At 56.1% G+C, this 20,067-nt stretch carries 15 protein-coding genes; 10 read left to right on the top strand and 5 right to left on the bottom strand.

Going from position 1 to position 20,067, the window contains the following annotated elements; genetic code table 11:
• Positions 1 to 11 precede the first annotated feature (11 nt).
• From bcsA to ACZ5FM_RS11770, 9 genes are all read left to right on the top strand, one after another.
• Entirely contained in the window at positions 12 to 2,210 is a 2,199-nt protein-coding gene (bcsA, locus tag ACZ5FM_RS11730) for a UDP-forming cellulose synthase catalytic subunit (protein WP_464038749.1), read from the top strand.
• Entirely contained in the window at positions 2,207 to 4,714 is a 2,508-nt protein-coding gene (locus ACZ5FM_RS11735; protein WP_464038750.1) for a cellulose biosynthesis cyclic di-GMP-binding regulatory protein BcsB, read from the top strand. The genes bcsA and ACZ5FM_RS11735 overlap by 4 nt, the downstream gene beginning before the upstream one ends.
• On the top strand, positions 4,711 to 5,760 hold the full coding sequence (locus ACZ5FM_RS11740; protein ID WP_464038751.1) for a glycosyl hydrolase family 8: 1,050 nt from the start codon (positions 4,711 to 4,713) through the stop codon (positions 5,758 to 5,760). The genes ACZ5FM_RS11735 and ACZ5FM_RS11740 overlap by 4 nt, the downstream gene beginning before the upstream one ends.
• A complete protein-coding gene (locus tag ACZ5FM_RS11745) occupies positions 5,757 to 7,979 on the top strand; it encodes a tetratricopeptide repeat protein (RefSeq protein ID WP_464038752.1) in 2,223 nt (740 codons plus the stop codon). The genes ACZ5FM_RS11740 and ACZ5FM_RS11745 overlap by 4 nt, the downstream gene beginning before the upstream one ends.
• A gap of 242 nt (positions 7,980 to 8,221) precedes the next feature.
• Positions 8,222 to 9,745 carry a sugar ABC transporter ATP-binding protein gene (locus tag ACZ5FM_RS11750; protein WP_464038753.1) on the top strand — a complete coding sequence of 508 codons (1,524 nt, stop codon included), beginning with the start codon at positions 8,222 to 8,224 and terminating at the stop codon, positions 9,743 to 9,745.
• Positions 9,746 to 9,755: 10 nt separating this feature from the next.
• Positions 9,756 to 10,757 (top strand): ABC transporter permease, encoded by a 1,002-nt coding sequence (locus tag ACZ5FM_RS11755; RefSeq protein WP_464038754.1) that lies wholly within the window; start codon positions 9,756 to 9,758, stop codon positions 10,755 to 10,757.
• Positions 10,758 to 10,831: 74 nt separating this feature from the next.
• Positions 10,832 to 11,785 carry a substrate-binding domain-containing protein gene (locus tag ACZ5FM_RS11760; protein ID WP_250982046.1) on the top strand — a complete coding sequence of 318 codons (954 nt, stop codon included), beginning with the start codon at positions 10,832 to 10,834 and terminating at the stop codon, positions 11,783 to 11,785.
• An 82-nt stretch (positions 11,786 to 11,867) separates the two neighbouring features.
• Positions 11,868 to 12,920 carry a sugar phosphate isomerase/epimerase family protein gene (locus tag ACZ5FM_RS11765; protein WP_464038755.1) on the top strand — a complete coding sequence of 351 codons (1,053 nt, stop codon included), beginning with the start codon at positions 11,868 to 11,870 and terminating at the stop codon, positions 12,918 to 12,920.
• Between the two features lie 21 nt (positions 12,921 to 12,941).
• A complete protein-coding gene (locus ACZ5FM_RS11770; protein ID WP_464038756.1) occupies positions 12,942 to 14,114 on the top strand; it encodes a Gfo/Idh/MocA family protein in 1,173 nt (390 codons plus the stop codon).
• Positions 14,115 to 14,163: 49 nt separating this feature from the next.
• Here ACZ5FM_RS11770 and ACZ5FM_RS11775 read toward each other — a convergent pair whose 3' ends face one another.
• The 4 genes from ACZ5FM_RS11775 to ACZ5FM_RS11790 form a co-directional block, all read right to left on the bottom strand.
• Positions 14,164 to 14,916, bottom strand: a complete 753-nt coding sequence (locus tag ACZ5FM_RS11775; protein WP_192488293.1) for an ABC transporter ATP-binding protein — start codon at positions 14,914 to 14,916, stop codon at positions 14,164 to 14,166.
• Positions 14,910 to 15,977 carry a FecCD family ABC transporter permease gene (locus ACZ5FM_RS11780; protein ID WP_464038757.1) on the bottom strand — a complete coding sequence of 356 codons (1,068 nt, stop codon included), beginning with the start codon at positions 15,975 to 15,977 and terminating at the stop codon, positions 14,910 to 14,912. Before ACZ5FM_RS11780 ends, ACZ5FM_RS11775 begins: the two co-directional genes overlap by 7 nt.
• Entirely contained in the window at positions 15,977 to 17,113 is a 1,137-nt protein-coding gene (locus tag ACZ5FM_RS11785) for an ABC transporter substrate-binding protein (protein WP_464038758.1), read from the bottom strand. Before ACZ5FM_RS11785 ends, ACZ5FM_RS11780 begins: the two co-directional genes overlap by 1 nt.
• Before the next feature lie 101 nt (positions 17,114 to 17,214).
• Entirely contained in the window at positions 17,215 to 18,348 is a 1,134-nt protein-coding gene (locus ACZ5FM_RS11790) for an ABC transporter substrate-binding protein (RefSeq protein WP_464038759.1), read from the bottom strand.
• Positions 18,349 to 18,459: 111 nt separating this feature from the next.
• On the opposite strand from ACZ5FM_RS11790, the gene ACZ5FM_RS11795 reads away from it, so the two are divergent.
• The gene (locus ACZ5FM_RS11795) at positions 18,460 to 19,272 is read left to right on the top strand and encodes a class I SAM-dependent methyltransferase (RefSeq protein WP_464038760.1); all 813 of its coding nucleotides are present in this window, start codon (positions 18,460 to 18,462) and stop codon (positions 19,270 to 19,272) included.
• Between the two features lie 61 nt (positions 19,273 to 19,333).
• Here ACZ5FM_RS11795 and ACZ5FM_RS11800 read toward each other — a convergent pair whose 3' ends face one another.
• Positions 19,334 to 20,065, bottom strand: a complete 732-nt coding sequence (locus ACZ5FM_RS11800) for a L,D-transpeptidase (protein ID WP_371815274.1) — start codon at positions 20,063 to 20,065, stop codon at positions 19,334 to 19,336.
• Between the last annotated feature and the right edge of the window lie 2 nt (positions 20,066 to 20,067).

Genomic DNA, 20,067 nt, shown 5'->3' on the forward strand with positions numbered 1-20,067 from the left:
GAAGGTCGCCGATGAGCAAGGCCATTACCATCCTAGTCTGGTTGCTGACATCGGTCTGCGTACTGACCATCATTACCTTGCCGGTGAGCCTTCAAACACACCTTATCGCCACCGCAATCTCGATTATCCTTCTTGGCACGATCAAGACGCTGGATGGCACTGGCCGCTGGCGGTTGATTGGCCTTGCCTTCGGCACGGCCATCGTACTGCGTTATGTTTACTGGCGCACCACCAGTACCTTGCCTCCGGTCAATCAGCTTGAAAACTTCATTCCGGGTTTCCTGCTTTATCTCGCAGAAATGTACAGCGTGCTGATGCTCGGCCTTAGCCTTGTCATCGTCTCGATGCCATTGCCGTCGCGTACCTCCAGACCCGGTTCGGAAGACTATCTGCCAACGGTAGACGTGTTCGTTCCAACCTATAATGAGGATTCGGAACTGCTGGCCAATACACTGGCCGCAGCCCGCAATATGGACTACCCGGCCGACAAGTTTACCGTCTGGCTGCTGGATGATGGCGGCACCGAACAGAAGCGTAATTCCAACAATATTCCAGATGCACAGGCCGCCTTGCGCCGTCACGAGGAATTGCAGAAATTATGCGCGGATCTCGATGTGCGTTACCTGACCCGTGCCCGCAACGAACACGCCAAGGCAGGTAACCTCAACAACGGCCTTGCCCATTCGACCGGCGAACTGGTGACAGTGTTCGACGCCGACCACGCCCCCGCCCGTGACTTTCTGCGCGAAACCGTTGGCTACTTCGAAAGCGACCCGAAGCTGTTTCTGGTGCAGACACCACACTTCTTTATCAATCCGGACCCGATTGAACGTAACCTCAATACGTTCGAGACAATGCCAAGTGAAAACGAGATGTTTTACGGCATTATCCAGCGTGGTCTCGACAAGTGGAACGGCGCATTCTTCTGCGGATCGGCGGCGGTCCTGCGTCGCACCGCCCTTGCCGATACCGATGGCTTCAGCGGTGTCAGCATCACCGAAGACTGTGAAACCGCGCTTGCCCTGCATTCGCGCGGCTGGAACAGTATTTATGTCGACAAGCCGCTGATTGCTGGCTTGCAGCCAGCCACCTTTGCCAGCTTCATTGGCCAGCGCAGCCGCTGGGCACAGGGCATGATGCAGATCCTGATCTTCCGTCAGCCACTGTTCCGGCGCGGCCTCAGCCTCACCCAGCGCCTGTGCTATATGTCGTCAACGCTGTTCTGGCTGTTCCCATTCCCGCGCACCATCTTCCTGTTCGCGCCGCTGTTCTACCTGTTTTTCGATCTGCAGATCTTTGTCGCATCGGGTGGCGAGTTCCTTGCCTACACCGCAGCCTACATGCTGGTGAACCTGATGATGCAGAACTACCTCTACGGCAATTTCCGATGGCCGTGGATTTCCGAACTCTATGAATATGTGCAGACCGTCCATCTGCTGCCGGCCGTGGTCTCGGTGATCTTCAATCCAAGCAAACCTACCTTCAAGGTAACGGCCAAGGACGAGTCCATCAAACAAAGCCGCCTGTCGGAAATCAGTCGACCGTTCTTCGTCATCTTTGGCGTACTGCTGGTGGCGATGGCCTTTGCGATCTATCGCATCTATGCCGAGCCCTACAAGGCCGACGTCACGCTGGTGGTGGGTGGCTGGAACCTGCTCAACCTCATCTTTGCCGGCTGCGCACTGGGCGTTGTCTCCGAGCGCGGTGAACGTTCGGCCTCGCGTCGCATCACAGTCAAACGCCGCTGTGACCTGCAAATTGGCGATAGCGATGTATGGCACCCCGCTATCATCGACAACGTTTCGGTTCATGGTCTGCTGATCAACATCTTTGATCGCAATCCGCCAACGGTTGAAAAGAACTCAACGGCCACCATCCGTATCAAGCCCTATGCAGATGGCGTGCCAACGACCATGACCATCAATGTTGTGCGCACCACCAAAAACGATGGTTACACTTCGATCGGCGCAACCTTTGCGCCTCAGCAGGCACAGGACCATCGCCTGATCGCCGATCTGATTTTCGCCAACTCCGAACAGTGGACGGCTTTCCAGCGCGCCCGGCGGTCCAATCCTGGCCTGATCCGCGGCACCTTGTCGTTCATGACCATTGCACTTTATCAGACCAACCGCGGGCTCTATTACCTGTTCCGCGGCATGCGGGGTGAACCACAAGCACCGGCAGCCGGTGCGAAGGGTGGCAAACAATGAAGCACCGTCTTGTTTGCGCACTTCTGCTGGCCTCCGTTTCAACATTTGCCTATGCGCAGTCAAACCCGTTTGACATGACCGGCGAGCGTCCAGCCAACCCGCCAGCTGCCGCACCACCAGCGGTCACTCCGCCACTTGCTCCTACTCCGGCTGCGCCACCTGTCGCTCCACCTGCAACACGTGTGGCACCGCCAGCTGCAACACCACAGGTATCAACACAGCCTGTGCGGCCACCGGTTGCACCGCAACCCACATATCAGCAGCCCGCACCCGCCGCGCCAGCTACGGTACAACAACCGGCCAGCAATCAGGCAACACAACAGCCACCGGCCAGACCTTCAACTGCGGCAGCTGTTGATGACCGCAAACGTTTTCTATTGCCGTTTAAAAGTCTTAGCCTTTCCGGTGAGACCGAACGCAAGCAATGGACAATCTATCTGACGCCGGAACAGGCACAGACGGCAACATCCCTTCGGATCGGTTACCAGAACTCGATCGTGGTGGCGCCTGAAAGCTCTAACCTGAGCGTGCGCATCAACAACACCATGCTGCCACCCAGCCCAATTTCTTCGCCGGATGGTGAAGGCAGCGCCTCGATGCCAATTCCTCCCGGCACCTTGCAGGCGGGAGCAAATGTCATCGCCTTCGCTGCACAGCAGCGACACCGCACTGACTGCACCGCACAATCGACCTATGATCTGTGGACAGACATCAATCCCGCTGAGACCTACATCAACTTCGGAGCCGATGTCGCCAATCGCATACAAAGTATCGATGACATCAGCGCAACCGGCCTTGATGCCTCCGGCGTAACCACGATCATCATCGTGGCGCCCACACTGTCCAACCCGGCATTTTCCGACCAATTGCTGCGCCTGTCACAGGCACTTGCATTGCGCACCCAAATGCCGAACCAGAATGTTGTTGTGACAACAGAAATGCCGGCGACCCAGCCTCCCGGCACCTTGACCGTTGTCGTAGGCACCACACGCGAAATTGCACCATTGGCTGGAGAACTGCCGCCGGAAGCCCTGGCTGCGGCGTATTCCGGTTTCGAAATGGATGCCAACCGCGCCTATGCGCCTCTGCTTGTCACCGGGCCGACACCACAGGCTGTGCAATCGGCAATCGACACATTGTTCACGGCCATGGAACGCCCTGCCGGATCGGTCAGAAGCACGCTTTATACAAAGGCATGGCACGGGCCCGATACGCCATTAGTAATGAGTGATCGTCGAATTGCCTTTTCAGAACTTGGCATTCAAAGCAGCGAGTTTTCCGGACGACGTTTCCAGACCGACTTCATGATCGGCGTTCCCTCAGACTTTTTTGCAGATGCCTATGGCGAAGCAACCTTGCTGCTCGACGCCGCCTATTCGGATGAAGTACTGCCCGGCAGCCAGATCAACATCTACGTCAACGGCAATATTGCGTCCACGGTACCGATCTCCAACAATGGCGGCGGTATATTCCGTCATTTGCCGATCAATCTGACGCTTCGTCACTTCGTCCCCGGCGCCAACGCCATTTCGATGGAAGCAGTGTTGTTGACTGAGGCGGACAAGGCCTGCCTGCCTGGTGCTACGGCGAGCGCAACGCCGAGATTTGCGTTGTTCGATACGTCCGAATTTTACATGCCGAACTTTGCGCTTCTTGGCAAAAAACCTGATCTCGCTGCTACCAGTGGCGTCGGCCAGCCTTACCGTGCAGACAACAGCCCTGTCGCAATTTCTCTGGATCGTGCCGATAGCGACAGCCTGTCGACGGCAGCAACGCTGGTCAGCCGCCTCGCCATGTCTGCCGGTCATCCTGTTCCGGTTGAAACTGTGGCCTCGGCCTCGGCAGTCGGCGACCGGGATGCAATTTTCGTTGGCACCGTCTCCCAAATGCAGCAGGCATTGCTTGCCCAATTCAACATCACACCGTCAAGCCAGGTCTCCTGGCTTGGAGGCCAAGGCGCCAACCAGAATGGCGACGATACCGAAGTGATGTTTGATGACTGGCGTCGCAAGGTTAACAACGGCAAATGGCAAGGTCAGATTTCTTCATTCGAGGAGTGGATGAAGCGCAACTTTGACATCAGTCCGGATACACTGCGCTTCCTGCCATCTGCGGAAGAATCCTATTCTCCACCAGCCAATGTCTCCTTCATGCTGGCACAGGGCTTGAGCCCGTCCGGTGACGGTGTATGGACCATGGCGACAGCACCAAATTCCAGTGATTTGCGCACCGGCATGGCCGCCATTTCCGAGGAAACCCGCTGGCGCAAGGTGGCAGGTCGCGTCACCACCTATGATGCCGCAACCGACACAGTGCAGAGCATACCCGTTCAGCAGCCGCGTTTTTATGTGACGCGCGAATTCTCGTTATCAAACTGGCGTTTGATTGCTGCCAACTGGCTTTCCACCAATGTCCTTTCCTATTCGCTGGCCTTTGTTGGTTTTCTCTGCCTTTTGGGCGTGATCACCACGGCCATGCTGCGCATGATGGGGAGACGCAAATGACGCCCTCGATCTTGCGCGCATTGCGTATCGCCGGATTTGCTCTGATGGCCACCCTTCCCGCCAAATCCTTTGCCGCAACAATCGATGCACCGGCATGGAGCGCGTATAAGAGCGCTTTCCTGGAAAATAGCGGCCGTATCATTGATACCGGCAATGGCAACATCAGCCACAGCGAAGGCCAGGGTTATGGCATGTGGTTGTCGGTGCTGGCTGATAATCCGGCAGATTTTGAGCTCATCTGGTCCTTCACCAAAACCGAACTGCTGGTACGCGATGATGGTTTGGCGGCCTGGAAATGGGATCCTCAGGCAAATCCGCATATCACCGACATCAACAATGCAACCGACGGCGATATCCTGATCGCCTACGCGCTGGCTTTGGCGGGACAGCAATGGAGCCGCCCGGATTACCAGCAGATAGCACGCACCATCATTGACACGATTGCACAAAAGGCCGTGATCCAGAACGCTGGCCGCACATTGCTTTTGCCTGCAGTCGAAGGGTTTTCTTCGGATGATCGGACTGATGGACCTGTGATCAATCCATCCTACCTGATTTTCGAAGCCTTTCCGGTGTTTGATGCCCTGTCGCCCTCACCCGTGTGGCAGGCATTGACAAATGATGGCGTCGCGCTGCTAGACAGCTTCTCTTTCGGTGATCGCAAATTGCCGGCCGACTGGGTGTCCATGAAGCGTAGGCCCCAACCGGCCGAAGGTTTTGCCCCTGAGTTCGGTTACAATGCCGTTCGCATCCCGCTTTACCTTGCCCAGGCAAAGGCAGGCAGCGCCGCCCTTTATAACCGGCTGCTGACCGGCATGAGTGCAGACAACGGCAATATTGCAACGATTGATCTCAGGCAGAATGCGGTGAAGGACACGTTGTCCGACCCCGGTTACCGTATGGTTGCGGCCATTGCTGCCTGTGCAGCCAATGGCACCAAGATCCCCGAAGATCTGCGCAGCTTTAGCCCAACCCTTTATTATCCCTCGACCCTGCACCTGCTGGCCCTGTCCGCAGCGACGCAGACACATCGGGAGTGCCTATGAAAACCACGCCACTTCTCGTCTCCACCGCTCTTCTGGCCGCAGTCGGTTTTGTCGCCGTCGAATGGCGAAGCGAAATCATGGGCCAGGTAACAGGCGTACATGGCAAGCCTGCGCAAAGCGGGCTGCTGGCGTTGCAGCCAACGCCATCAACAGCACCTGCGTCCTACAATGTGCCTGACAATAGCCAGAGACCGATTGAAGTGGCACAGCTAACAAATGATCTGCCAGCGCAGCAAACCGCACAGGCACGTGTCCCGCAGACCAACACCGCACCGCAGCCAGCAGCCACTGCTGTGCCGCAGGTGGACGAAAGCGCATTGCGTTACTTTGCCACGCAGGGCGACACGGCCCGTCTGAACGCCGAAATCGCCCGCCTGAAGTCGCTTTATCCCAACTGGGTTCCACCAGAAAACCCGCTTGCTGTACCACCGGTCGGTGATCCACAGCTTGAAAACATGTGGAAGCTCTATTCCGAGGCGCGTTACGCGGAAGTTCGCAAGGCAATTGTCGATCGTCAGCAGGCTGAGGCCGGTTGGCAGCCTCCGGCCAACCTGCTCGAGATGCTTGACATGGCAGAGGCCCGCATCAAACTAGTCAATGCATCCAACCTCAAACAATATGCGACAGTAATTGAGGTGGCGGCTGCCAACTCCGGCCTTTTGACCTGCAGCGAGGTCGATACGTTGTGGCGCGTTGCTGAAGCCTTCGCTCAAACCAATCGCGATAATCGCGCCCGCGATGCCTACATGTATGTGTTGACCAATTGCACGCAGGAAAATGAACGCCTGGCAACCGTACAGAAGGCCGCCGCTTTGCTGCCGCCCGCCATGACCGAGGAGCTGCTGGCGCAGGAAAAAACCAAGGCAGACGGAACACTTGAATTCGAACCGGTCAAGAATGATCTTGCCCGCCAGTTTGTCGCCAATGGCGGCACGGACGCAAAACTCACCGTCGCTCCGACCTATGTAAGTCGCTTGGAACGTCTTGCGGAAACCGATGGGCTGGCCAGCGATGATCTGTTGCTTGGCTGGTACTACATTATGCGGGAAAACGTCACCGACGCAGAAAAATGGTTCCGCAAAGCACACGACAAGGAAAATTCGGCATCAGCCTCTCAGGGTCTGGCGCTTGCTCTTCTTGCACGTGACAAACCGCAGGAAGCCGAGGAGATCATGTATGAGTGGCGTGATGCATCTGACGATGCTCACAAGACCTATCTGGCAGCAACCGCCAACCTGCTGGCGCTCGAACCGCCTGTTCCCCTGGATGCCGAGGTTCTGAAACGCATTGGCGAGGAAACCGTCAAGGCGAAAGACCCGGCAACCGCCCAGGAATTTGGTTGGTATGCCCGCGCTTTCCAGCAACCACAACTCGCCATTCAGTGGTTTACAACGGCCCTCGGTTGGAAGGCTGATGACGAACCATCTGCCTATGGTCTGGCATTGACCAACTACGAACTTGCCAATCTGCCAGAAACCCGTCGCATTCAACAGGAATGGGCAGGTCGCTCAGAGCGTATTGCCCAGCTTGGTCAGGTTCAGGCGGTCAATACCGCGCCGCGGACGGTCTATCCCCAGGCATATTCCACGGCACCTGCCGCGCAGGCGCCTGTTGACACGCGACCAGCCGCGGCAATTGTCCCTAGACAACCCCGTGCCGTTGCCGCCGATCGAGGTGGATCCCCGCAACAGCGTGGCTGCAACCTCACCAGCCGTCCGCAAAATCTGTCATCGCAAACTGCCTTGCAACAGGGTTGGTGCCTGATGGAGGCCAATCGGCCGGCAGAAGCTCTCAAAGCCTTTGAATCGGCCTTGCGCAGCGACCAGTCCAATATTCGCAGTGATGCCGCTTACGGCCAAAGCCTTGCTTACCTGCGCATGGGCCTAACCGACAATGCCGCTGTCTCTGCTGCCAAGGGCGGCATGGACAAAGGCAAGGCAACAGAATTGCAGGTCGCAATCCTGACTGATCGCGCGCTGGCGGCCTATCGCAACGGCCGTTACCCTGAAGCGCTGATCATGTTGGATCAACGGTCGCGTTTTGCCACGGAACGCACCGACCTTATGGTCATCAGAGGGTATTCCTACCTCAACATGAAACGCTATGCCGACGCGATCCAGATTTTCGAAAGCGTTGCAGCGACCGGCAACCGCGATGCTGTATTGGGTCTTGCCAACGCCCGCAGCGCCAGAGCTGCGGCCTCCGGCGCGGATTACTAAAACACTCAAAGAGCGAATTTTGACATGACTTCTCTCTTTTGATGTTCACGAAAAGCGTTATTCGAACGAATTTGCTTTACGTACCTCACAATGAAGGCTAGCCTTACATAAGGTCATGGTGAGCATGAAAAATGCCACCGAGCCGGAGCTTTGGGAGGAGTTCACGTGCAGCCAGAAAACCGGTGGACGCACAGCTTGTTGCTGGCGGCCTTTTCAGACATGCAGCCTGTGGGAAGCGCCCTATGACGGCGCAGGGCAAAGATTCCGCGTCTTTAATTCTCGAAGCCGCCTCACTCAACAAGTCTTTCGGCCCCGTACAGGTTTTGCACGACATAAATCTTCAGGTTTATGCCGGGGAAGTGCACGCCATCATTGGCGAGAATGGCGCTGGCAAATCGACATTGATGAAGTTGTTCGCCGGAAATGAACGCCCTACAAACGGCGAACTGCGCATTGACAAGAAACCGGTTACATTCGCCGGCCCTGTGGATGCTGAAAACCACGGCGTCGTGCTGGTCCATCAGGAAATCCTGCTGGCACCGGATTTGACCGTTGCACAGAATATCTACCTTGGCCGCGAGTTGACCCGTGGCCCGATCGTTGATGATACCGCCATGCGCGAAGGTGCTGCCAAGGCGATCCGTGATCTTGGCGCAGTTATCGATCCGGATGCCATCGTTGGTCGTCTATCGATTGCCCAAAGGCAGTTGGTGCAGATCGCCCGTGTTCTTCTGGTGCCGCACCGTCTGGTTATTTTCGATGAGCCAACCGCCTCACTCTCCCCTGTCGAAACCGATGCACTGCTGGCTGTCATCCGTGACATCAAGGCCAAGGGTGTCGCCGTTCTCTATATTTCGCACCGTTTGCCGGAGGTGAAGGAGATTGCCGATCGCGTCACCGTCCTACGCGACGGTCGCCTGATCGGCACCCATGACGCCGCGTCACTCAACCCGGCAGATATGGCTCGACTGATGGTGGGGCGCGATGTTTCCAAGCTCTATCCGGATCGCAAAACAGCGGCCGCACGGGAACCGGTGCTGGAAGTCGATAACTTCACCGTACCAGGCTACGTCACCGACGCCAGTTTCAAACTGCAAAAGGGTGAAATTCTCGGCTTTGCCGGGCTGGTCGGCGCGGGCCGCACAGAACTGATGGAGGGTGTTGTTGGTCTGCGGCCTGCAAGCGGCACTATCCGGCATAATGGCAACCCGGCACGCTTTCGTGACGCACAGGAAAGCCTGAAAGCAGGCATTGTTTACCTGAGTGAAGATCGCAAGGGCAAAGGCTTGCTGCTCGGTAAGGACCTGCGCATCAACCTTACCCTCGCCTCACTCAGACATTTCGTCAGCGGCCTGCAGATTGATGCCCGCAAGGAACGGCAAGCATTGGACGACGCTATCCGTGACTTCGATATCCGGACGGGCCGCAAGGATTTACTGGCAGGTCAGCTTTCCGGCGGCAACCAGCAAAAACTGTTGCTGGCAAAAATGATGATGCTCAATCCATCCATCGTCATCATCGATGAGCCGACACGCGGCATCGACATCGGCACAAAGGAACAGATCTACCGCTTCATCGTCGGGCTGGCCGAACAGGGAAAATCGGTGATCGTCGTTTCATCGGAAATGCCGGAGCTGATCGGCATCTGCGACCGCATCGTTGTCATGCGCTCCGGCCACATCGCAGGTGAAGTGACAGGCGATGCAATGACGGAACATGAAATCGTTGTGCTGGCAACAGGCGTCAGCTCTGAAAAAGTTGCTTAAGGGGGATTGAATGACAGACGCCGCTGCCGAAAAAACCAAGGCACCCAAAACCTCGAAAGACTGGGATTTACGCGCTGTCGCGCCCTTTGTCGCGCTGGCGCTTTTGCTGGTGCTCGGCACCATTGCCAACCCCAACTTCATCGGCATCGACAACCTGCTCAACGTCATCACCCGCAGCGCCTTCATCGCGATTATCGCACTTGGCGCAACCTATGTGATTTCGGCTGGTGGGCTTGATCTTTCCGTAGGATCCATGGTGGCCTTTGTCGCCAGCCTGATGATCCTGTTCATCAATAGCGGCACGATAGCCGATCCGACATGGATGTTGCTGACAGCCATGGTGCTGGCGCTGGTCATTGGCGCGATGTGTGGCCTTGCTAATGGTCTCATCACAACGATCGGGCGCATTGAGCCGTTCATCGCAACACTTGGTACGATGGGCATCTATCGCGGTTTGACGACATGGCTGTCGCAAGGTGGCGCAATCACCCTGCGCAACTCGGAAATTCAGGCCATGTACCGCCCGGTCTATTTCGGCACGGTGTTTGGCGTTCCGGTTCCCGTTCTGGTCATTTTCATCACCGCTGCGATCGCCGCATTCGTGCTCTACCGCACCCGTTATGGCCGCCATGTCATTGCTGTTGGCTCCAGTGAAGACGTCGCCCGTTACTCCGGTATTTCCGTCAACCGGGTTCGCACCATTGCTTATGTCGTGCAGGGTCTGTGCGTCGCAGTTGCGGTACTTCTTTACGTGCCACGCCTTGGCTCGACCTCTGCAACAACGGGCATGTTGTGGGAATTGCAGGCCATTACTGCCGTGGTCGTGGGTGGTACGGCGCTACGTGGAGGTGTCGGCCGCATATGGGGTACCGTTTGTGGCGCTTTCATTCTTGAGATCGTCGGCAACATCATGCTGCTGTCCAACTTCGTCAGCGAATATCTGATTGGGGCCATTCAGGGGGCCATCATTATCATTGCCATGCTGGTCCAGAGATCCTTGACCCGCAAATAGCAGGATTGGCCGGGCCGTTGGGGCGAGCCTGGTTGAGGAGGAGACGTGCCCCGCAATCTTTTGGGAGAAAGATCATGCGAACGAAAATATTAGGCATCGCGTTTGCAGCACTGGCGGCATCATTTGCCGGATCCGTGCATGCTCAGGACAAAAAAGTCACCATCGGCGTTTCCATTCCGGCAGCCGACCACGGCTGGACAGCCGGTGTGGTGTATCATGCAGAACGTGTCGCCAAGCTGCTGATGCAGGAACACCCTGGTCTCAACGTCATCGTAAAGACCTCCGCTGACCCAGCCAGCCAAGCCAACGCCCTGCAAGACCTTTCCGTACAGGGACTGGACGCGCTGGTTGTTCTGCCAACCGACCCGGATCCGCTGACAAACGCCATCAAGGAAATCAAGGACAAGAAAACCTTTGTTGCCCTGGTTGACCGTGCACCAAGTGTCAACGACAACACCATCCGCGATCTCTACGTGGCCGGTAACAACCCTGCACTTGGCCAGGTGGCCGGTGAATACATCAAGGCAACAACTCCTGACGCCGAAGTTGTGGTTATCAGAGGCATGCCAATCCCTATCGACCAGCAGCGTCAGGACGGTTTTGACAAGGGTATTGCCGGTTCCAACGTCAAGGTTCTCGACCGTCAATACGGCAACTGGAACCGCGACGATGCCTTCCGCGTCATGCAGGACTACCTGACCAAGTACAAGAAGATCGACGTGGTCTGGTGTCAGGATGACGACATGGCGGTTGGCGTGCTCGAAGCAATCCAGCAGGCAAAACGCACCGACATTCAATACGTGGTTGCAGGTGCGGGCTCCAAGGACATGATCAAGCGCGTTATGGATGGCGACAAGCTCGTACCGGTTGACGTGCTTTACCCACCTGCAATGGTCGCAACAGCCATGCAGCTGACCGCCGCGCATTTCTACGATCAGGTTCCGGTTAGCGGCGAATACATTCTCGACGCAACCCTGATCACCAAGGACAATGCCGAGCAGTTCTACTTCCCGGATTCCCCGTTCTGATATCGCCAAATGCAATGCGCCCGCCTGCGGGCGCATTCACCCCATTCCTATGTTTTTGTATGTTCGATAATGGAGGGTATTTATGAAGACGATCAAAGGACCTGCCTTGTTTCTCGGCCAGTTCGCGGGCGATGCAGCCCCATTCAACACCTGGGACGGCATTACAAAATGGGCAGCCGAAAAAGGGTACATCGGCGTGCAGGTACCCACATGGGCAAGCCAGTTGATCGATCTGAAAAAAGCCTCGGAATCGAAAGACTATTGCGATGAATTTGCCGGTGTCGCCCGCCAGAACGGCATCGAAGTAACGGAGCTTTCCACCCACTTGCAGGGACAGTTGGTCGCCGTTCACCCGGCCTATGATGAAGCGTTTGACGGTTTTGCAGTGCCGGAAGTGCGCGGCAATCCAAAGGCGCGCCAGCAATGGGCGGTAGAACAGGTCAAGATGGCCCTGAAAGCCTCCCGCAATATGGGTATCAAGGCCCATGCAACATTTTCAGGGGCGCTAGCCTGGCCTTTTGTCTACCCATGGCCACAACGGCCAGCCGGCCTGGTCGAAGCCGCCTTTGACGAGCTGGCAAAACGCTGGACACCAATTCTCAACTACGCCGATGAACAGGGTGTCGATATCGCCTATGAGATCCACCCCGGCGAAGACCTGCATGACGGTGTAACATTTGAAATGTTCCTGGAGCGGGTGAAAAACCACCCTCGCGCCAACATGCTCTACGACCCCTCGCACTATGTCCTGCAGTGCCTCGATTATCTTGACAACATCGATATCTACAAGGACCGCATCAAGATGTTCCACGTCAAGGATGCGGAGTTCAACCCCACCGGCCGACAGGGCGTTTATGGCGGTTATCAGGGCTGGGTAAATCGTGCCGGACGTTTTCGTTCGCTGGGCGACGGACAGGTGGACTTCGGTGCAGTGTTCTCCAAGATGGCTGCTAATGATTTTGATGGCTGGGCCGTGGTCGAGTGGGAATGCGCACTCAAACATCCGGAAGATGGTGCCCGCGAAGGCGCAGAATTCGTCAAAGCCCATATCATCCGCGTCACTGAAAAGGCATTTGACGACTTTGCCTCCAGTGGCACCGATGACGCCGCAAACCGCCGCATGTTGGGCCTGTAAAAAAGCTCCAAGAGGAACACGATGACTATTGAAGCAAAAACGACCGAAACAGCCACCAGCCGCATTCCTCTGGGCATGGTCGGCGGCGGTATCGGTGCATTTATTGGCGGCGTGCACCGCATGGCAGCGCGTCTGGACAACCGCTTTGAACTGGTGGCCGGCGCCCTCTCCTCCTCACCTGACAAGGCCGTGGCCTCGGGTCATGAACTAGGCCTGAGCCCGGACCGCGTCTATTCCAGTTACAAGGATATGGCGATCCGCGAAGCCCGGCTGAAAAACGGCATTGAAGCCGTGGCGATCGTCACGCCGAACAATGTGCATTACGAGGCGGCACGCGAATTTCTCAAACGTGGCATTCACGTCATCTGCGACAAACCGCTCACCTCTTCACTCGCTGACGCCAAAAAACTGAAAAAGGCAGCTGACGAAAGCGGTGCGCTGTTCATCCTCACCCACAATTACACGGGCTACCCCATGGTGCGGCAAGCCCGCGAAATGATAGCGGCCGGCGAGCTTGGCGACCTGCGTGTCGTTCAGGTCGAATATGCGCAGGACTGGTTGACCGAAGCGCTTGAAACAACCGGCGCCAAGGGTGCGGTATGGCGTACCGACCCCAAACAATCAGGCGTTGGCGGCTCCACGGGCGATATCGGCACCCATGCCTTCAATCTGGCCTCCTTCGTCACCGGACTGACACTGGATAGTCTGGCCGCAGATCTCGACAGCTTCGTTGAAGGCCGTCGTGTTGATGACAACGCCCACGTGATGTTGCGTTTTGCCGGCGGTGCCAAAGGCATGTTGTGGTGCAGCCAGGTGGCTCCCGGCAATGAAAACTCTCTGAAACTGCGGGTTTTCGGCACCAAGGGCGGGCTGGAATGGGCCCAGGAAGATCCCAACCGTCTGTGGTTCACACCCTTTGGTCAGGAAAAGCGGTTGATTACCCGTGGTGGTGCCGGTGCAGGTGCGGCAGCAGCCCGCGTCACCCGCATTCCCGGCGGCCATCCCGAGGGATATCTGGAAGCCTTTGCCACCATCTACACCGAAGCGGCCCATGCCATCGAGGCAAAGCGCAACGGCAAGAGCGTCGACAAATCAGTGGTTTATCCAACCGTTGATGATGGTGTAAATGGCGTGGCCTTCATTGAGGCTTGCGTTGCTTCATCGCGGAAAAATGCCGCCTGGGTGAAGCTGTAAAAAACAAGGCTTCCGGCTTCACTAGGAAACCGGAAGCGTTCTCCAAGTCTCAGAGCGCGCCGTCCACGATCACCAGCGGGCGACCCAGCGAGCAGTTTTCGATACGCGCCTCAATCTTGTAGATATCTCGTAGCATATCGGCATTGATCACATCAGATGTGTTGCCGCTGACGATCATCTCACCTTTTGCAATAACGATAGTGCTCTCGCAGTAACGAAGCGCATGGTTGAGGTCGTGCAGTGCAATAAGCACGATCATGCCATTCTTTTTGGCCAGATCGGCCACGAACCCCAGCACTTCGATCTGGCGATGCAGGTCTAACGCTGAGGTTGGCTCATCCATCAGCAGCACTTCCGGCCTGCGCACCAGCGCCTGCGCCAGCGATACCAGCTGGCGCTGACCACCCGAAAGTTCACCGAGGCCACGAAACGCCAGATCTTCAATGCGCAATGCCTTTAAAATGGCATCGATCTCATTGAGCTCACTGTCCTGAACACGCCAGCCACCACCCTGTTTGGCAGATAGCAGGATGGATTCGTACACGGTCAAAACCGCGTTCGCACCGGTATCCTGCGGCATGTAACATATGGTGCGATCACCCCGTTCCGTATCGGAAAGCTGCACCAGGCCGGGGCCGGAAATGAGCCCCGCAATACGCTTGAACAGTGTCGATTTGCCAGCCGCGTTTGGTCCAATAACCGCCGTCACACTGCCACTTTGCAAAAGGTCGATGCCGACCTTTGAAAGAACGGTAACGCGACCGTAGGACGCGCCGACATCCTTGAGAGCAAGGGCTACCATGCGCGCCTCCTGTTGGAAAAGATCAGAACGAAGAAGAAGGGAACGCCAACCAGCGCGGTGATGACACCGATCGGCAGGATAGCGCCGGGAATAAGCATCTTGCTGACAACCGAGGTCACGGACAACAGCAGTGCACCGCAAATGACCGAACCGGGCAGGAAGAAGCGCTGGTCCTCACCCACCACCATTCTGGCGATATGCGGACCAACCAGACCGACAAAACCGATGGTCCCGACAAAGGACACGGGAATGGCGGCCAGCAGGCTGACGGTCAGCATTGTCTGCAAACGCAGGCGACGAACATTGACGCCCATGCTGGCAGCCTTGTCGTCACCAAGACGAAGAGCCGTCAGTGCCCAGGCGTTTTTCATGAACAAAGGCACCGTCAGCACGATGATGCCACCGGTCACATAGACCTTCATCCATGTTGCCTTGGTCAGGCTACCCATGGTCCAGAACACAACTGCGGCCAATGCCTGTTCCGATGCCAGATATTCCAGCAGCGACAGCGCCGCATTGAAGGTGAACACCAAGGCAATCCCAAGAAGGACGATGGTCTCAACACTGACACCGCGCATGGTCGAGGCGAAGTGGATGAACATTGCAGCCAGCATCGCCATCAGAAACGCGTTGATCGGCACCATATAGTGTACGGCACCAGGAAAAATCGCCACGCCACCCACCAGTGCCAAGGCAGCACCAAAGCTGGCCGCAGCCGAGATACCAAGCGTAAACGGGCTGGCAAGCGGGTTGGACAGTATGGTCTGCATCTGCGCACCGGCAACCGAAAGCGATGCCCCGACTGTCACGGCCATAAAGGCAATCGGCATACGAATATCCCAGATAACCACACGAAGTTGGTCAGTGACCGAAGCCGGATCAAGGATCGCACCAACAACCTGCGACAGGGTATAACGCGCCGGGCCAAGCGCCATGTCTGCCGCAAGGCTGAGACACAGGGCAACAACCAACCCCACCAGAATGATAATCCTGCGCGCGGCAAGGGCGCGATATTGATCGCGCCCTGTTACTTTGACCTCGGTTTCACTCAAGGAAGCCATCAGTTCGAACCTTTTTCAAGAGAGACGAAATATCCCGGTTTGTAGGTAACCGGCAGGAAATTCTTGTGAAATTCCTCAAAGTTCTTCTCAGGGTCCAGATCGGCAAAAATATCGGGGTGGAACCACTTCGCAAATTGCTGGATTGGGAAGAACTCATATGGCGCGCCATAAAACTGGTGCCAGACACCATGAACCTGACCGTTCTTGACGGCAGACAGGTTCGGGAATGGCGTGCGTGTCATGAGACTGGCAAGGCGTTCGCGCGCCACCACCATGTCGGCCCCACGACCGAGCGGGACAAACTGGTTGATATCGGATTCAGCGGCCCAATTGGAACCGGTCACGATGACATGGGCAGGATCCGACACCACGAGCTGTTCGGGATTGAGGTCACCAAAGGTGGTCTTGATAATCCCCTCAGCTACATTGTGCCCGCCAGCCAGATCAACCATCGCGCCGAAATTGGCGGGGCCAAATGTGCGGCAGCAGGTGTTCTCACCCGAGATACCTGGCGAGCGTTCGATGAACACATTAGGGCGTTTCAGATCCTTGATGCCAGCCAGCCTGTCGGTGACGCGGGCAATTTCTGCACGGCGATAGGCAATGAATTCTTCTGCCCGCTGTTCCGCACCAAAAAGCTGGCCAAGAATACGGATTGATTTTTCGCTGTTCTTGTTTGGGTCAATTCGGAAATCAAGATAGATGACCTTGATGCCGGCAGCCGCTGCCTTTTCTTCAAAGCCGCTTTCCTTGGCACCCTTTTCAGCCTCAAGGTTCAATGTGATGACGTCAGGTGTCAGCGAAATTGCGGTCTCGAGGCTGAAATCGCCTTGCGGGATGTAGCCGAAACGCGGCAAATCTGCCAATGCCGGAAACTTTTCGACATAGGCCGTATAACTATCAGGATCTTTTTTGATGAGGTCATCGCGCCATCCGACAATGTTGTCGAATGTCTGATCACCTTTCAGCGCAGCGATAACGTGGATCTGCCTGGCTTCACCAACTATCACGCGCTTGGCGGGCAACTCGATCTCGACCGTATGTCCCGTGACATCGGTAATTTCAGCAGCGAATGCCGGCATTGCCAGAAGCGAAACGGCGAGCACCGTTACATGGCGAAACATCTTGAACCGCATGGGTGGTCCCTCTCTCTTTAATCAGAAATGGCGAGGCTGCAATTTTGCAGCCTCGCCTGTCGATCAACCGGCACACCCCCATGCACCGTCAGTCGTCTTTTTTACTCTGCGTCCTTCAGCGACACGAAGTAGCCGGGCTTGTAATCCAACGGCAGGAAACGTGCGTGCAACTCCTTGAAGGTTGCTTCAGGGTCCAGGTCTTTGAACAGGTCAGGGTGCAGCCACTTGGCAATTTCCTGAATGGCAACGAACTGGTACGGATTGTTGTAGAACTGGTGCCAGATGGCGTGGACATTGCCATCCTTGACCGCCTGCACACCGGTAAAGGCCGGACGCTTGGTCAGGTTTTCCAGTTTGCGGCGGGCTTCTTTCAAATCAGCGCCATAACCGACACCAACCCAGTTACCACCGGGAACATAAGCGTCCCACTTACCACCCGTCACGATGATCTGGTCAGGGTTCGAAGCAATGACCTGTTCGGGATTAACGGTACCGAAAGTGCCGGGAATGATATCCTTGGCCATGTTGATGCCACCGGCAATCTCAACCATCTTTCCAAAGTTTTCGTTGCCGAAAGACATGCAGCAATCATCGGAATAACCACCTGCGCGTTCGATGAAAACAACAGGCTTCTTCGGATTGTTCTTTTCCAGAACGTCTGTGACACTCTTGATGCTGTCGGCGCGGAACTTGATGAAGTCTTCAGCCAGTTGCTCCTTGCCCATCAGCTTGCCCATGACGCGCATGCTTGGCTCGGTGTTTTCCATCGGCTTTTCACGGAAGTCGACATATACAAGCGGAATGCCAACCTTGCCCAGCTTCTCGATGTAACCGGCTTCTTCCGTTGCCGTCTTGGCATCGATGTTCATCAAGATGACGTCGGGCTTCAGCGCCACTGCCTGCTCAATGTCAAATGTACCATCCTTCATGCCACCAAAAGTCGGCAGCTTGGCGATGTCAGGATATTTGGCCAGATAGGCCTCATAGGTTTCAGGGTCAGCCTTTGGCAGGTCATCGCGCCAGCCAACCACGTGTTCAAACGGGTTGTTCTTGTCCAGAGCAGCAAGGAAATAGATCTGACGGCCTTCGCCAAGAATGACATTTTTGACAGGTACATTCACCTCAACATCACGGCCGGTGACGTCCTTGACGGTGACCTTGTCTGCAAATGCCGGCCATACGCTCGACACGAGAAGACCCATTGCAAGTACAGTTGATTTGCCTGTAATGCGCATTGAAATTGCTCTCCGGTAAAAACTGCCGGGGCTTTATTATTTTATGACTGATACCGTCAAGTTTTATCTTTTAGACGGTTTCCAAAGTGACAAACGCCAGGGTTGGATACGATGTCGAGCATAGACGGACACGGGAATAATTTCGCGCTGCGTGATGAAATCAAGGCCTATTGGTCATCCCGCGCTGCAACCTTCGATCTTTCCCCGGGTCATGAGATTTTCTCCGATGAGGAGCGCGCCGCCTGGCACGCTTTGATCCTCAAGCATCTAGGTCCGGGTAACGGTCGGGTTGCACTGGATCTTGCCTGCGGCACCGGCGTAATCTCCCATCTGATGGATGATCTCGGTTTTGCCGTCACCGGTCTAGACTGGTCCGAAACCATGCTGTCACTGGCCCGCTCAAAGGCAATCTCCAGAGGCCGATCAATCCATTTCAGCATGGCAGACGCGGAAAACACCATGGAGCCGGATGGCACCTATGATGTCATCATAACCCGCCATCTGGTGTGGACGCTGGTAGACCCGAAGGCCAGCTTTGCCGAGTGGTTTCGCGTGCTGAAACCCGGTGGAAAACTGCTGATCGTGGACGGGGATTTCGTCAACATCAGTTTTGGCGAAAAGCTGCTCAAGAAGCTTGCCGCGCTTCTGGAAAAAGCCGGCATCAGCAACCCCGGAACACCACATGCGCCGGGCCACAGTGCCAGCACCCACAATAGCATCCTGTCCCGCGTCTATTTCTCGAATGGGGCACGCGCAGATGCCGTCGCCACACTGTTGAAAGACACGGGTTTCCAATCACTTACTGTCGATGCCAACCTTAAGAAAATCCATAAGGCGCAGGCCAAAGACCTCGGATTTTTCAAGGCAACTGCCCGTGGCCTGCAACACCGTTACGCCATTCTGGCAACCAAACCGGATGTCTGAGTAACAAAAAGCCCACGCGTTTCACCAAAGCGTGGGCTTTTGAAAATTCAGACCAAAACGATCAAACCGGCTGCGGGAGACCCGGAGCAACGGCAACCATCGGCGCCGAAAGGTTCATAACCAGGATCGGTGTCTTGCCCGGTACCCGGTTATAGAGATCGATGATATCCTGATTGAGCATGCGCACGCAGCCAGACGATACCGATTTGCCAATCGTCCACCATTCCGGCGAACCGTGGATACGGTAGAGCGTATCCTGGTTGTTCTGGAAAATGTAAAGCGCGCGTGCACCAAGCGGGTTGTTCAAACCAGGATCCATGCCGCCATTGGCTATGCTGTATGGCTGCAACTCAGGTTGGCGCGCCACCATTTCATCCGGCGGTGTCCAGCGTGGCCATTGGCGTTTGTACTGGATAACACCCCTGCCCGCCCATTCAAAACCGGCGCGACCAAGGCCAACGCCGTAACGCATGGCCTGACCACCTTCCATCGTCAGATAAAGGAAGTGGTTGCTCGTATCGACAATGATTGTGCCGGGACGTTCACTGGTAGGATTTGCAACCATCTGGCGATGGAAACGCGATGGAATTTTTTGATAAGGAATGGCCGGCAGCGGGAACTGCTCCTCCGGCATCGGGCCATACATGCTGGCCAGCATGGAATTATCCACAGACGGTTCAACCGGTGCCGCAACGGTCTGGTTGGAGGTCGTGGTGCAGCCAGCCAATACGGTGGTTGCCATTCCGGCCGTTCCTAGCAGGAACATGCGTCTTGTGATAATCTCGGTCTTCAATC

It is taken from the genome of Agrobacterium sp. 5Ca50, assembly GCF_055381905.1.